Source organism: Streptomyces sp. NBC_00996 (assembly GCF_045162675.1).
GTDB lineage: Bacteria > Actinomycetota > Actinomycetes > Streptomycetales > Streptomycetaceae > Streptomyces.
The window spans coordinates 6,181,455-6,195,720 of record NZ_CP108723.1; the positions used below are offsets into that span (position 1 = coordinate 6,181,455).

12 protein-coding genes and 1 pseudogene are annotated in these 14,266 nt (G+C 70.8%); 7 read left to right on the top strand and 6 right to left on the bottom strand.

Going from position 1 to position 14,266, the window contains the following annotated elements; translation table 11 throughout:
• Window positions 1–25: 25 nt before the first annotated feature.
• Together OG390_RS29075 and OG390_RS29080 are read left to right on the top strand one after the other, a co-directional pair.
• On the top strand, window positions 26–667 hold the full coding sequence (locus OG390_RS29075; RefSeq protein WP_406172435.1) for a PadR family transcriptional regulator: 642 nt from the start codon (window positions 26–28) through the stop codon (window positions 665–667).
• Window positions 668–749: 82 nt separating this feature from the next.
• A complete protein-coding gene (locus OG390_RS29080; protein WP_406177902.1) occupies window positions 750–1,685 on the top strand; it encodes an ATP-binding cassette domain-containing protein in 936 nt (311 codons plus the stop codon).
• 100 nt (window positions 1,686–1,785) lie between these two features.
• Here the strand turns inward: OG390_RS29080 and OG390_RS29085 are convergent.
• The 3 genes and pseudogenes from OG390_RS29085 to OG390_RS29095 all read right to left on the bottom strand — a co-directional run.
• Window positions 1,786–2,256: pseudogene (locus tag OG390_RS29085) on the bottom strand (Uma2 family endonuclease); the annotation flags it as partial.
• Between the two features lie 96 nt (window positions 2,257–2,352).
• A complete protein-coding gene (locus OG390_RS29090; protein WP_406172436.1) occupies window positions 2,353–3,759 on the bottom strand; it encodes a glutamate decarboxylase in 1,407 nt (468 codons plus the stop codon).
• Between the two features lie 16 nt (window positions 3,760–3,775).
• Window positions 3,776–5,062, bottom strand: a complete 1,287-nt coding sequence (locus OG390_RS29095) for an ion channel protein (RefSeq protein WP_406172437.1) — start codon at window positions 5,060–5,062, stop codon at window positions 3,776–3,778.
• 132 nt (window positions 5,063–5,194) lie between these two features.
• Here OG390_RS29095 and OG390_RS29100 point away from each other — a divergent pair, with 132 nt between their 5' ends.
• Window positions 5,195–5,962 carry a MerR family transcriptional regulator gene (locus tag OG390_RS29100; RefSeq protein ID WP_406172438.1) on the top strand — a complete coding sequence of 256 codons (768 nt, stop codon included), beginning with the start codon at window positions 5,195–5,197 and terminating at the stop codon, window positions 5,960–5,962.
• Window positions 5,963–6,055: 93 nt separating this feature from the next.
• Here OG390_RS29100 and OG390_RS29105 read toward each other — a convergent pair whose 3' ends face one another.
• Window positions 6,056–6,421, bottom strand: coding sequence for a YbjQ family protein (locus tag OG390_RS29105; protein WP_406172439.1), 366 nt, complete (start codon window positions 6,419–6,421; stop codon window positions 6,056–6,058).
• A 141-nt stretch (window positions 6,422–6,562) separates the two neighbouring features.
• On the opposite strand from OG390_RS29105, the gene OG390_RS29110 reads away from it, so the two are divergent.
• A complete protein-coding gene (locus OG390_RS29110) occupies window positions 6,563–7,531 on the top strand; it encodes a DedA family protein (RefSeq protein ID WP_406172440.1) in 969 nt (322 codons plus the stop codon).
• A gap of 115 nt (window positions 7,532–7,646) precedes the next feature.
• Here the strand turns inward: OG390_RS29110 and OG390_RS29115 are convergent, their stop codons facing one another.
• Both OG390_RS29115 and OG390_RS29120 read right to left on the bottom strand, forming a co-directional pair.
• Complete coding sequence (locus OG390_RS29115; RefSeq protein WP_406172441.1) at window positions 7,647–9,305, bottom strand: threonine/serine exporter family protein; 1,659 nt, start codon at window positions 9,303–9,305, stop codon at window positions 7,647–7,649.
• A 104-nt stretch (window positions 9,306–9,409) separates the two neighbouring features.
• Window positions 9,410–9,901, bottom strand: a complete 492-nt coding sequence (locus tag OG390_RS29120; RefSeq protein WP_148012437.1) for an inorganic diphosphatase — start codon at window positions 9,899–9,901, stop codon at window positions 9,410–9,412.
• 79 nt (window positions 9,902–9,980) lie between these two features.
• Here OG390_RS29120 and dacB point away from each other — a divergent pair, with 79 nt between their 5' ends.
• The 3 genes from dacB to tilS all read left to right on the top strand — a co-directional run bounded on the left by dacB (window position 9,981) and on the right by tilS (window position 14,235).
• Window positions 9,981–11,531 (top strand): D-alanyl-D-alanine carboxypeptidase/D-alanyl-D-alanine-endopeptidase, encoded by a 1,551-nt coding sequence (dacB, locus tag OG390_RS29125; protein ID WP_406172442.1) that lies wholly within the window; start codon window positions 9,981–9,983, stop codon window positions 11,529–11,531.
• A 226-nt stretch (window positions 11,532–11,757) separates the two neighbouring features.
• Window positions 11,758–12,882 (top strand): zinc-dependent metalloprotease, encoded by a 1,125-nt coding sequence (locus OG390_RS29130; protein WP_406172443.1) that lies wholly within the window; start codon window positions 11,758–11,760, stop codon window positions 12,880–12,882.
• A gap of 192 nt (window positions 12,883–13,074) precedes the next feature.
• Complete coding sequence (tilS, locus tag OG390_RS29135) at window positions 13,075–14,235, top strand: tRNA lysidine(34) synthetase TilS (RefSeq protein ID WP_406172444.1); 1,161 nt, start codon at window positions 13,075–13,077, stop codon at window positions 14,233–14,235.
• The last annotated feature ends 31 nt before the right edge of the window (window positions 14,236–14,266 follow it).

The following is a 14,266-nucleotide window of genomic DNA, read 5'->3' on the forward strand; positions in this document are numbered from 1 at the left end:
CCCGTGGCGCTCTACTGTGGACCGCATGTCAGCGATCCGTCTCCTGGTGCTGGGCGCCGTCCGCCAGCACGGGCGGGCCCATGGCTACCAGGTGCGCAACGACCTGGAGTACTGGGGCGCGCACGAGTGGTCCAACGCCAAGCCCGGCTCGATCTACCACGCGCTCAAGCAGATGGCGAAGCAGGGACTGCTGCACGCCCATGAGATCGCGCCGTCGACGGCCGGCGGTCCGCCGCGCACCGAGTACGAGATCACGGACAAGGGCACCGAGGAGTTCCTGGCCCTCCTGCGCGAGTCCCTGACGTCGTACGACCAGAAGATGGATGTCCGGTCCGCGGCGATCGGCTTCATCGCCGATCTGCCGAGGAGCGAGGCGGTGGGGCTCCTGAAGGAGCGGATCCGGAGGATCGGGGAGTGGCGGGCCGCCGTCACCGAGCACTATGTGCCCGAGGACGGCCCCGAACAGCTCGGCCACATCGGCGAGATCATGAACCTCTGGGTGCACACCGCCGACGCCGACGCCGAGTGGACGCGCGGCCTGATCGCGCGGATCGAGGGCGGGGCCTACACCTTCGCGGGTGAGGGCGAGCCGTTCGTCGGCGTTCTGGCCGAAGGCGAGGAGAATCCGTACGCGACGGGGGCGCCGCACCCGGGGGACCGCGACTAAGCAAGTTTGACTAATGAAGTCTCCGGCGTCACTTTCGAGAGGTAGTCAAGTTTGACTAGCGAGGGAGAGGCCAGTGGCGGACGTGGCGATCACCGTCGAAGGGGCACGCAAGAAGTACGGCGGCAAACAGGCACTGGACGGGCTCGACCTGCTGGTCGGACGCGGCATGGTGCACGGAGTGCTCGGCCCCAACGGTGCGGGCAAGACGACCCTGGTCCGGATCCTGTCCACCCTGCTGCGGCCCGACGGGGGCCGCGTGGAGGTCGCGGGTCACGACGTGGTGCGCGAGGCGCGCCGGGTACGGCTGCGCATCGGGCTGCTCGGCCAGCACGCCGCGCTCGACGAGGAGTTCGGTGGACGCCAGAGCCTGGAGATGTTCGGGCGCCTGCACCATCTGGGCGCCCGGCACGCGCGCGTGCGGGCCGACGAGCTTCTGGAGCGCTTCGGGCTCGCGGACACCGGCCGCAAGGCGGTCAAGCGCTACAGCGGCGGCATGCGGCGCCGCCTGGACCTCGCCGCGTCCCTCGTCACCGACCCGGAGGTGCTCTTCCTGGACGAACCGACGACCGGGCTCGACCCGCGCGGCCGGGCCGAGGTGTGGGCGTCGGTGCGCTCGCTGGTCGGCGGCGGCACCACGGTCCTGCTGACCACGCAGTATCTGGAGGAGGCCGACCAGCTCGCCGACCGTGTCTCCGTCGTCGACCACGGGCGCGTCATCGCCGACGGCACGACGGACGAGCTGAAGGCCCGCACGGGCGGCGACCGCATCGACGTGGTGCTGCGCGACGGGGGCCAACTGGGCGCCGCCGTGGCCCTGTTGCCGTTCCCCACCGAGGGCGTCTCGGTGGACACCGACCGCCGGCTCCTCAGCGCCCCGGTCACCGACCGCATGACGGCGCTCGCCGGGGCCGTACGCGCCCTGGACGAGGCCGGGATCGAGGCGGAGGACATCGCGCTGCGGCGGCCTCGGTCAGGCTGCCGAGGTCGATGTCGACCGGGAAGGGGACGACCGTGGTGAGCTTGCCGGTGTGCACGGGCCGGTCCGGGCGCGGGACGAGGACCTCACTGTCCTCGTCGAGCCAGAACTGGTGGACCTCCGGAACGTCGTCCTCGCCGCGCTCGACGCGCCAGTAGTGGGCGATTCCGGCTTCGGCGTACATGCCGGGCTTGCGGAAGCGGTCGTCGGTACGTGAGCCAGGGGAGACGGTCTCGATGGCGAGGACGACGCTCGCGACGGGCGTGCAGTCCATGGTGCGGATGTCGACCTCGGTCTTGTCGTACACGACGATGTCCGGCCTCGGGACATTGTGATCATCGAACTGGGTCCAGCGCTCGACGGCGGTGCCGTACGGCGGGCGCTGGACGCTCCTCAGCCGGAAGTACAGCTCGTTCCGGACCTGGTCGTGCCACCACGTCGTCACCCCACGTACAACGATGTTCCCATCCACGAGATCCCAGTCGAACGGGACGTCCAGTTCCTTGACCTGGTCCCACGTCCAGCCCTCCTCGGGCGGGTACATCCAGTTCTCGGAGGTGGCCCGCAACGCCTGCTCGCCGGTGTGTGCCTCTGCGGCCATGACTGCTCCCATGAAGGAGATCGTGAGTGGCGGTGCTCTCAGCTGTTCCCCATACGACAGTAGTGTCACTCGCCCGAGTGAGGGGGCATCGTTCTTGCGTGCCTGGTCCTAGTGGTGGAAGCTGGTCGCCCTGTCCTTGTCGCGGGTCAACGGGTGCGACTGTCGGCGCAGTTCGGGAAGGAGGCGGCTCAAGTCCTCCATGAAGAGGTCGGAGAGATCGGTCGTGAAGCCGTTGCGGCACACCACGCGCAGGACGGCCAGGTCCTCGCGGTTCGCCGGGAACGTGTACGCGGGCAGCAGCCAGCCGTGCTCGCGCATCCGCCGCGACACGTCGAACACGTCGTACGAGGTCACCTCGGGCGCCGTCGTGAAGGCGAAGACCGGCAGCTGGTCGCCTCGGGTGAGCAGCGTGAAGTCACCCAGCGCCGCGACGCGCTCGGCGAGCCCGCGGGCCACGTTGCGCGTCGTCTCCTGCACCGCCCGATAGCCCTCGCGGCCCAGGCGCAGGAAGGTGTAGTACTGCGCCACCACCTGAGCGCCCGGCCGGGAGAAGTTGAGCGCGAAGGTCGGCATGTCGCCGCCCAAGTAGTTGACGCGGAAGACGAGTTCCTCCGGCAGCTCGGCCGACGAGCGCCACAGCGCCCAGCCGACGCCCGGGTAGACCAGGCCGTACTTGTGCCCCGAGGTATTGATCGACGACACCCTCGGCAGCCGGAAGTCCCAGACCAGGTCCTCGTCGAGGAAGGGCGCGATCATGGCCCCGGAGGCGCCGTCGACATGCACGGGGATGTCCAGGCCGGTGCGCTCCTGGAGTTCGTCGAGGGCCGCGCACAGTTCCGCGATCGGCTCGTACGACCCGTCGAAGGTCGACCCGAGGATGCCGACGACCCCGATGGTGTTCTCGTCGCACAGCTCGGCCGCCGCGCGGGGGTCGAGGTGGAACCGGTCGCCCTCCATCGGGACCAGGCGCGGCTCGACCTCCCAGAAGTTGCAGAACTTGTCCCAGCAGACCTGGACGTTGATACCCATGACGAGATTGGGGCGCGCCCCCGGGTAGCGGTCCGCGTTCCGTGTGGCCCACCGTCGCTTCAGCGCCATCCCGGCCAGCATGCACGCCTCGCTCGACCCGGTGGTCGAACAGCCCACGGCGGCCGCCGGATCCGGCGCGTTCCACAGATCGGCGAGCATCGCCACGCAGCGCCGCTCCAGCTCGGCCGTGCGCGGGTACTCGTCCTTGTCGATCATGTTCTTGTCCCGGCACTCCCCCATCAGGATGCCGGCCTGCGGTTCCATCCAGGTGGTGACGAAGGTGGCGAGGTTCAGCCGCGAGTTCCCGTCCAGCATGAGTTCGTCGTGGACGAGCTGGTACGCGATCGTGGGCGGCAGCGGGCCATCGGGGAGCCGGTGCTTCGGCGGGGCCTCGACCATGTCGCTGATCGGATTCGTCTCCCCGTAGAACGGGTTGACGGACCTCGGGCGCTCGTCGGGCTTCTCGGGGCCTCGGTGAAGTGGCATGGCGTCTCCTCGTTTCCTAGTGGACTGGGCTTCCGTCGTCGTGGAGCTGCATCTGCGGTCTGCCGGTCACCAGCAGCCAGGCCGGCAGCGAGGCGATACACAAAAGGGCGAGGGTCGTCGGCGAGGCGACGAGGACCGCGGCGGTGAACAGGCTCACCCAGCCCTGCCGGGTGATGGCCAGGAGCATGCCCAGCACGCCCGCCGCCACGCCCACGGCGGGCTGGACGCCGGACACCAGGGCGTGGGCACAGAGGCCGAGGGCGGTGCCCACGAACACGGCGGGGAAGATCCGGCCGCCGCGGAAGCCGCAGGACGCGGCGACCGCCAGGGCGGCCAGCTTCACCACCGTCATCGTGGCGAACTGCCCGGCCGACCAGCCCTCCGGGTCGCGGGCCAGCTCCGCGATCTGGTCCAGCCCCTTGAAGAGCGTCAGCGGGCCGCCCAGGGCCCCCAACGCCCCCAGGACGAGCCCGCCCACCGGAAGCATCAGCATCGGATGCCGCAGCTGCTGGAAGGCCGAGTGGAGGTACGGGAAGGCGTAGACGGCGCACATGCCGAGCAGCGCGCCGACCGACGCGACGACGATCGCCGCGAGCACGTCGCCCCCGTCCGTCCGGCCGATCGGGGGCAGGTGGAGGTCGAAGGTCGCGTGGTGGACCAGGTCGGTCGTCAGGGCGCCGGCCGCGGCGGCGGCCAGGGGAGCGAAGAGGTTGTCCCACAGCAGCCCCTTGATCGGCTTCCCGGCCAGCGACTCCGAGATGACCAGGGCCGCCGCCACCGGTGTGCCGAACAGCGCGCCGAGCGTCGCCGCCTCCGCCAGCGCCACCCACAGCCCGCCCGGCAGCCCGGAGATGAACCGGCGGCCCAGCCACACCGCCAGCCCGACGTTCACAGCGATGATCGGGTTCTCGGGGCCGAGGCTCGGGCCGCCCGCGAGCATCAGAGCGGCCGCCAGCAGCAGGCCCGGCAGCACGACGGGCGGCAGCGCGGGCGCGTTGAGCCCCATGGTGGCCGGGTCGGGCCCCGCGTGCCCCGGCACCTTCCACACCACCAGTCCGACCGCGATGCCGGTCGCGGTGAGCATGACGAACATCCACAGCACGGAGTAACGGCCGATCCCCAGGGCGTCGGGCAGGTTCTGCCACAGCACCCCCTGGAGCTTCTCGGCCGCCACGCTCACCCCGACGAAGAGCAGGCTCGACACCACACCCACGACGAGAGCGGGCAGGATCAACGGCAGCAGGGCGCGCGCGGGGGCCGCGGGAGCGGTGGTGGGCGCCTGCTGCGCGGAGTCCTGGGCCACGGGCTCACCATATGCGGGTGAAACGGGCCCAACATCCGGAGCGGCGCAGGCGAGGCACGCCGCGGAAACGGGCTTGCACCTCACGCCACGTAAGGGCCCACCGTGGAGTGCGTACCGACACAAGGAGCGGAAGTGAGCTACTCAGTGGGCCAGGTCGCCGGTTTCGCCGGGGTCACGGTGCGCACACTGCACCACTACGACGAGATCGGCCTGCTCGCGCCCGGCGGGCGCAGCCACGCGGGCCACCGGCGTTACGGCGAAGCCGACCTCGACCGGCTGCAGCAGATCCTGTTCTACCGAGAACTCGGCTTCCCGCTCGACGAGGTCGCCGCCCTGCTCGACGACCCGGACGCGGACCCGCGCGCGCATCTGCGCCGCCGGCACGAGTTGCTGACCGCCCGGATCGAGAAGCTGCAGAAGATGGCCGCGGCCGTGGAGCACGCCATGGAGGCACGCAAGATGGGCATCAATCTCACGCCCGAGGAGAGGTTCGAGGTCTTCGGCGACAAGGACCCCGAGCAGTACGCCGAGGAGGCGGAGCAGCGCTGGGGCGGCACCGAGGAGTACGCCGAATCGCAGCGCCGGGCCGCCCGTTACACCAAGGACGACTGGAAACGCGTTCAGGCCGAGGTCGACGCCTGGAGCGAGCGCTACCAGGCCCTGATGGCCACCGGTGAGCCACCGACCGGCGAGGCGGCCATGGACCTGGCCGAGGAACACCGCCGGCACATCTGCAAGTGGTTCTACGAGTGCTCGTACGAGCTCCACCGGTGCCTCGGCGGGATGTACGTCTCGGACGAGCGGTTCAAGGCGTTCTACGACGCCATGCGGCCGGGCCTCGCCGAGCACCTGAGGGACGCGATCACGGCGAACGCGGCGCGGCACGCGCGGGATGCCTGACGGCGGTACCCGCGGGAAGCGCAGGTAAGGGCCGTCCGCCTTGGCGGACGCCCCTTACCGGCGTGCGTGCGCTGCTCCGCGCACCCGCGTGCGCTACACCTTGACCAGGACCACCGCCGTCCCGTATGCGCACACCTCCGTCCCCACGTCCGCCGCCTCCGTCACGTCGAAGCGGAACATCAGCACGCCGTTGCCGCCCCGTGCGCGTGCCTGCTCGACGAGCCGCTCCATGGCCTGGTTGCGGGTCTGTACGAGCGTCTTGGTGAGCCCCTTGAGCTCACCGCCGATCATCGACTTCAGACCCGCGCCGATCTGGCTGCCCAGGTGCCGGGAGCGCACGGTGAGGCCGAAGACCTCACCGATGACCTGCTGGACGCGGTAACCGGGTACGTCGTTCGTCGTCACGACCAGGACGTCCGACTGGGGTCCCTGGCCGCCACCGTATTCATCGATGCCCATGGCTCACAGCTTTGTCCCAGTCGCCCCACAGTGCATCCTGGAGTCACCGGTGGAACCTGGGGTCGACACATTGCGTTGATAGCTTTGTGCGGCCGTACCAGGACGCCGCCTCTTCCTCCACCCCTTCAGGAGCCCGGAACCGTGACGACGCTTGCCCTTGGTCCAAGCTGGCTGGATCCGAACACGCTTCTGGACAACTTCGGCATCTGGGGCCTGCTGCTCGTCGTCTTCGCCGAGTCCGGCCTGCTCATCGGCTTCTTCCTGCCGGGCGACTCGCTGCTGTTCACCTGCGGCCTGCTGATCACCGCGGGCACGATGGACTTCCCCCTGTGGGCGGCCATCGTGCTGATCTGCCTCGCCGCGATCCTCGGCGACCAGGCGGGCTATCTCTTCGGCAAGAAGGTCGGCCCCTCGCTCTTCACCCGCCCGAACTCCCGCCTGTTCAAGCAGGAGAACGTGGTCAAGGCCCACGAGTTCTTCGAGAAGTACGGGCCCAAGTCCCTGGTCCTGGCCCGCTTCGTGCCCATCGTGCGGACGTTCACCCCGATCATCGCCGGCGTCAGCGGCATGAAGTACCGCTCGTTCATCACCTTCAACATCATCGGTGGCGTCCTGTGGGGCGCGGGCGTCACGCTGCTCGGCTCCTGGCTCGGCAATATCGACTTCGTCCACAAGAACATCGAGGCGATCCTGATCCTGATCGTCCTCGTCTCGGTGGTCCCGATCATCATCGAGTTCCTGCGGGCCCGCTCCAAGGCCAGGAAGAACCCGCCGCAGGAGCCTGCCCGGCCCCGGACCCCGGCCCGGACGCAGGCCGCGCCGCCGGTCATGGACGACGCGACGAGGCCGCTGCGGCTGCAGAACCCCCCGTATGACAACCAGCCCCACCAGGACCAGGGTTACCCGCACCAGCAGCAGTACCAGGAGCCCTACCCGCAGCAGTACCAGGAACCGCACCAGCAGCCGTACGGCTACGACCAGGGCTATGACCAGAGCTACGACCAGGGCCAGGCCTACCCGCCTCAGCAGTACCCCCAGGGTCACCAGCAGCAGCCGTACGCCTCGGACCAGGGCTACTACGGCGAGGGGTACCCGCAGAACTTGGGCTGAGCCGTCGGGGGAGCGGGGCTGAGCACTGGGCGGCCCCGCCGCGTGGCGCGAGGAGCCACGGACGACCGGCAGTCGCCGCCCGACGGAAAGCACCGGGCTGTCGGGCGCCCGGCCCTCAGAAGCCCCGCGTCCGCTTCGCGGCCCGGCGGCCGGCGGCGGACCCTCCAGGAATCCGCAGGAACAGCCGAGAGATCTCCGACCCCAGATTCACCCCGATGGCGATGGCCATGGCGAGGGCAGCGGCCTTGCTGAGAGACACCAGCCCCTTGTCCACCTCGCTCTGCGCGATCGACAACAGCCCGAAGTAGGTGGCCGACCCTGGCAACAGGGGCCCGATCGCCGCGGTGGTGTACGGCAGCGCCGACGCGAACCGATACCGCGACAGCAGTTGCCCGAACAGCCCGACAAGCCCCGCCGCGACGGCCGTCGAGGCGACCGGCGAGATGCCGCCCGCGTAGTGCATCGCCCCGTACACCGACCAGGCCACGCCCCCGTTGAGGGTCACCGCAAGGACGGTGGACCGTTCCTGCTGGAGCAGGATCGCGAAGGTGAGCGACAGCAGCATGGACGCCGCGATCTGCAGAACGGGCCGCTCGGAGATGCTCAGGGCCTGGTCCGGATTGAGCTCGGCGCTCAGCTTCACGCCGAAATAGAGCACCACCAGGACGCCGACGACGATGCCCACGAAGAAATACATGACTTCGAGCAGACGTGCGGACGCCGTGATGTAGAAGCCGGTCAGCCCGTCCTGTACGCCCGCGACGAGCGCCCGCCCGGGCAGCAGCGCGAACAGCCCACCGGTGATCACGGCGGACGCCTTCACATCGACGTTCGCCAGCTGGAGCGCGACGCCGATCGCGGCCGCGGGCATCGCGGCCACCGTGAACTGGTAGAACTCCGGCAGCCCGCGCCCCGCGCACAGCCACGCCAGCCGGTCTCCCAGCATCGCCCCGAGCGCCGCGGCGACGAACACGAGCGCGTCACCGCCGACCAGCACGGAGGCCGCGCCCGCGAGCAGGCCCCCGGACGCGGTCAGCACCCAGCCGGGATACGGGTGCCGGTTGCGGCGGATCTCGGCGAGCCGCCGGTAGGCGTCCTCCAGGGAGATCGAGGTCTCGGGATCGCTGAGGTCGTCGACGAGCCGGTACACGGCCGCCAGCCGCGTGTAGTCGGTGCCCCGGCGGCGTACGGTCCGCGAGGCCGTCACCGGGTCGTCCACCAGGGACGGCTGGTACGAGATGGACAGCAGGGTGAAGGTGACGCCCGGCTCGCAGCGGTCCAGGCCGTACGAGCGGCAGACCGCGAACATCGCCGCCTCCACGTCCTCGGCGCCCTCACCGCCCGCGAGAAGCAACTCGCCGATACGCAGGGTCAGGTCGAGCACGCGCGGGACGGCCGGGCCCGCCTCGTCCTCCTTGTGCACCGGCTCGGGCGCGGGCCGCTCGGCCACCGGCATACGCAGCATGGTGCGCATGCGGTCCTGCCAGGGCACGTCCTTGGCCAGGCTGACCACAGGGATGCCGGTCGCCGGGGTGAAGGCGGGCGGCGCCTGCTTGGCGCTGTAGGTGCGCGGAGTGCTGAACGCCGAACCTTCCGCCTCGGCGCCGGGCGGCTGCGGCACGTCGAGCCCCTCGGGGAGCGCGAACTCGGACGTCGTCGACGACTCGTCGTCCACCGCCGGGGGCTGCGGCGCCGCCACACCGGCCGGCTGGGTGAAAGCACTCCTCGCCTCGTCCGACTGCGGCTTGCGGTCTTCCGCCTCCGGGTCCGACACCACCACTCCCGACTAGGACCTTTCGTACGCCCCAGTATGCGTACGGATACACGAACGGGCCGCGCGACCCCGTCAGGGTCACGCGGCCCGCAGGTCACAAGGGGTCAGTGACCGCCCTGCTCCTTGAAGCGCTTGTAGGAACGCTCGATCTCGGCCTCGGCCTCGGTGCGGCCCACCCAGTTGGCGCCCTCGACGGACTTGCCGGGCTCCAGGTCCTTGTAGACCTCGAAGAAGTGCTGGATCTCCAGGCGGTCGAACTCCGACACGTGGTGGATGTCGCGCAGGTGCTCCACACGCGGGTCGTGCGCCGGGACGCACAGCAGCTTGTCGTCGCCGCCGGCCTCGTCGGTCATGCGGAACATGCCGATCGTGCGGCACTGGATGAGGCAGCCCGGGAAGGTCGGCTCGTCCAGAATGACCAGGGCGTCCAGCGGGTCGCCGTCCTCGCCGAGGGTGTTCTCGACGAAGCCGTAGTCGGCCGGGTAGCTGGTCGAGGTGAAGAGTCGACGGTCCAGGCGGATCCGACCGGTCTCGTGGTCCACCTCGTACTTGTTCCGTGAACCCTTCGGAATCTCGATCGTGACGTCGAACTCCACCGGTGGCTCCTCCATGATCAACACATAGTTCTGGTGGTTAAGTGTCCCTCACGCAGGTGTGTGATCGCGAAAGGGGCTGGTGGTCGTGCCAGAGCTGAGGGCTTGGCGGGCCGCGAGACCGCATGTGGTGCGGGTCGCGCGGACGGTGAAACCGCATGTGGCGCGGGTCACTCAAGCCGTGCGGCCGCGTCCCGTGCAGTTCACGACCTTGCAGCTCACGGCCGTCGCCGCCACCGTGGGCCTGGCGCTCGCGGCCGGGGCGGTGGCCGCGGCCGGTCCCTGGGACTCCTCCGGTCAGCGTACGGCGGAGCGCGACTGGGCCGCATCGCGGGAGGGTGAGGGTGGCGCAGATCACGGCCATGCATCCGCTACGTCCCAGAACGCGCCCCGGCCCGCGCCCAGCGCCGTCTCCGTCCTGGCCGGACTCGGCGGCTCCACCGGCACCGCGCCCGCCGAGCAGGCCCTCGCGGACGTCCTGAACCCGCTCCTGGACAACGCCGCCCTGGGCGCGCAGCGCACCGCCGTCGTCGTCGACGTGGCGACGGGCAAGCGGCTGTACAGCAAGGGCGCGGACGAGGTCCAGATCCCGGCCTCCACCACGAAGATCGCCACGGCTGTCGCCGCGCTCACGGCGCCGGGCCCCGACCACCGCATCGAGACACGTACGGTCCTGGAGCCGGGTACCAAGGAGGTCGTACTCGTCGGCGGCGGCGACCCGACGCTGACGGCGCGCAAGGAGGCCGACGGCTGGGCCAGCCTGCGCACCCTCGCCGACGGCACGGCCACCGCCCTGAAGGCCCGTCACATGGACCAGGTGACGCTCTCGTACGACATCTCGCTGTACGCCGGCCCCGCGATGCACCCCATCGGCATCAACGAGAACATCGCGCAAGTCGCCGCGCTGATGGTCGACGAGGCCCGCCTCGACAACTCGATCAGCGGACCGGCCGGGCGAGCCCCGGACCCGGCGGCGGACGCGGCCCGGAAGTTCGCGGACCTCCTCCACGACAGGGGCATCAAGACGACCTCCCCCGGTGTCTCGAAGGCGACGAGTCGCTCGCAGGCCCTGGCCTCCGTCTCCTCGCCGCCCGTGTCCGACCTGGTCGAGCGGATGCTGACCAACAGCGACAACGACATCGCGGAGGCCCTGGCCCGCCAGGTCGCTCTCGCCTCGGACGAGCGGCCCAGCTTCGAGGGCGACGCCAAGGCGATCCACACACAGCTGGACAAGCTCGGACTCCCGCTGTCCGGCGCGGACTTCGCGGACGGCAGCGGCCTCAACCGCGCCGACCGGCTCTCCGCCGACCTGCTCACCGGGCTGCTGGCCAAGGCCGGGGACCCGGCCCACCCCGAACTCCGTACGGTCCTCACCGGCCTGCCCATCGCGGGCTTCACCGGCACCCTCAGCACCCGCTACACCGACGCCCCCACCGCCACCGGCGTCGTCCGCGCCAAGACCGGCACCCTGACCGGCGTGAACACCCTCGCCGGCACCGTCGTCGACACCGACGGCCGCCTCCTGGCCTTCGCCTTCCTCACGTCCGACGAGGCACACCCCCCGAACGCGCTGGAGGCCAGAGCGGCCCTGGACCACACGGCAACGGCGTTGGCAGCCTGCGGCTGCCGGTAGTTGCCGCCTCGCGACCGCCCTGCCCGCCCGACTGCCGCCGTCACCGCTGTGCCACCCGTCCCGCAGGGCGGGACGGGTGGCACAACCGACAGCGCCGGGCACCGACGAAACGAGCCCAGCCCCCGCCTACCCAGGGGGCGCCAAAAGCCCCGCCGGTCCCGCATCGGGGGCCACCGGCGGAACGTACCCCTAACCGCAGCCGGACGTGCTCACGTACGGTTGACGCATGACGAGCATCGGTGGTGCCGAGATGGTCGACTGGAATCTCGCGGTCGCGACCGCGACCCGGCTCGTGCGGCCGGGCCCCGAGGTGAGCCGCGACGAGGCCAGGTCCGTCGTCGCGGAACTGCGCCGGCACGCGAAGGCCTCGGAGGAGCACGTCCGGGGCTTTACTCGTATGGGCGAGGACATCGTGCACGACACCCCCGTACTCGTCGTCGACCGCCCCGGCTGGGTGCGGGCGAACGTCGCGGGGTTCCGGGAGATCCTCAAGCCACTCCTGGACAAGATGCAGGAGCGGCGCGGGAGCAGCCCGGGCGGAGCCGTCCTCGGCGCCGTCGGCGGCAAGGTCACCGGCGTCGAGCTGGGCATGCTGCTGTCGTTCCTGTCCTCGAGGGTCCTCGGGCAGTACGAGACCTTCGCCCCGGCCACCCGCGAACTGCCCGCCGGTGAGAACGGCGGCGGCAGGCTCCTGCTGGTCGCGCCGAACATCGTGCACGTGGAGCGCGAACTCGACGTGGAGCCCCACGACTTCCGCCTCTGGGTCTGCCTGCACGAAGAGACCCACCGCACCCAGTTCACGGCCGTGCCCTGGCTGCGCGACCACCTGGAGGGCGAAATCCAGTCGTTCTTGGCGGAGACCGACGTCGACCCCATGACCGTCCTGGAGCGCATCAGGGAGGCCGCCCAGTCGCTCGCGGGCTCACGCCCCGACACCGAGGAGGACGACGGCGGCCGCTCCCTGGTGGAAATCGTGCAGACGCCCGCCCAGCGCGAGATCCTCGGCCGGCTCACCGCCGTGATGTCCCTCCTGGAGGGCCACGCGGACTTCGTCATGGACGGCGTGGGCCCGGCGGTGGTCCCCTCCGTCGGCGAGATCCGCGAGAAATTCCAGCAGCGCCGCGCCAAGGGGGCCTCCCGCCTCGACCTGGCGCTGCGCAAGCTCCTCGGTCTGGACGCCAAACTGAGGCAGTACAGGGACGGCGAACGGTTCGTCAGGGCGGTCGTCGACCAGGTCGGCATGGACGGGTTCAACCGCGTGTGGACCTCCCCGAACACCCTCCCCACCAAGACGGAGATCGCCAAACCGGCGGACTGGGTCGCACGGGTGCACCGCAAGGCGGAGTCGTGAACCCTACGGGAAGGTCGTGAAACGAATCCGGCCGACGGCAGGCGAACGCCCCTCCAATCACCCGTCCGAGGGACCGTGGGGCATGGGTAGGCGTGCAATGCTCGGGGAACGGCCCGGTTCTGTCACCATCTACACACTCTGAGTGACCGAACTCGGGCTCACCCCCCGAAAACTTCATGAAGGGAACCGGACATGGGTCCCCATCCTGCGGTCGCGGCGATACGCCTGGCGGTTCGCCGCGTACTCCACGACATCCTCACCGAGCACCCGCCCGCCCCCGACACCCGGCGCACGCCCGTTTCCGGTGCCGCGCGCCCGTCCGCCCCCGAGGCGGAGCGCGTGCCCGCCCCCGGTACGCGGCGCACCACCAGCCCTGCCCAGCCCCCGCGAGAGCAGCCGCCCGCAAGCTCCCGGCTGCGTCCGAGCAGGGAGGCACCCCCTGCGCCCCTCGTGCTCGTCGCGTGCTCCGGCGGCGCCGACTCCATGGCGCTCGCTTCCGCCCTCGCCTTCGAAGCCCCCAAACTCGGCATCCGCGCCGGTGGCATCACCGTCGACCACGGTCTGCAGTCCGGCTCCGACCTGCGCGCCGACGAAGTCGTGCTGCGCCTCACCGAACTGGGGCTGACCCCCGCCGAGTCCATCGCCGTCACCGTCGGCCGCGACGGCGGGCCCGAGGCCGCCGCACGCGACGCCCGGTACGCCGCCCTGGACGCCGCCGCCGAGCGCCACGGCGCCACCGCGATCCTGCTCGGCCACACCCGCGACGACCAGGCCGAAACCGTCCTGCTCGGCCTCGCCCGCGGCTCCGGCATCCGCTCCCTGTCCGGAATGGCCGCGGTCTCGGGGGCCGACGGCCGTTACCGCCGCCCGTTCCTGCACCTGGACCGGCAGACCGCCCGCAAGGCCTGCATGGCCCAGTCGCTGCCCGTCTGGGACGACCCGCACAACGCCGATCCGGCCTACACCCGCTCCCGGCTGCGCCACGAGGGCCTGCCCGCCCTGGAGAAGGCGCTCGGCAAGGGCGTCGTCGAGGCGCTCGCCCGTACGGCCCAGCTCTCCCGCGACGACGCCGACGCCCTGGACGCCTGGGCCAGCCAGGCCGAGGCCTCCGTGCGCGACGCGGCGGGCCTCCTGGAGTGCGCCAAGCTCTACGCCCTGCCCCCCGCCGTACGCCGCCGCATCCTGCGCCGTGCCGCCATCGAGGCGGGCGCCCCGGCCGGTTCGCTGTTCGCCCGCCACATCGAAGAAGTCGACCGGCTGATCACCGGCTGGCGCGGCCAGGGAGCCATCAGTCTCCCGGGCAAAGTCGTCGCTCAGCGGCAGGGTGGCAGACTGGTGATTCGGCAAGGCTGAAACCGGACCCTCCACCAGGACCGCTCACGCG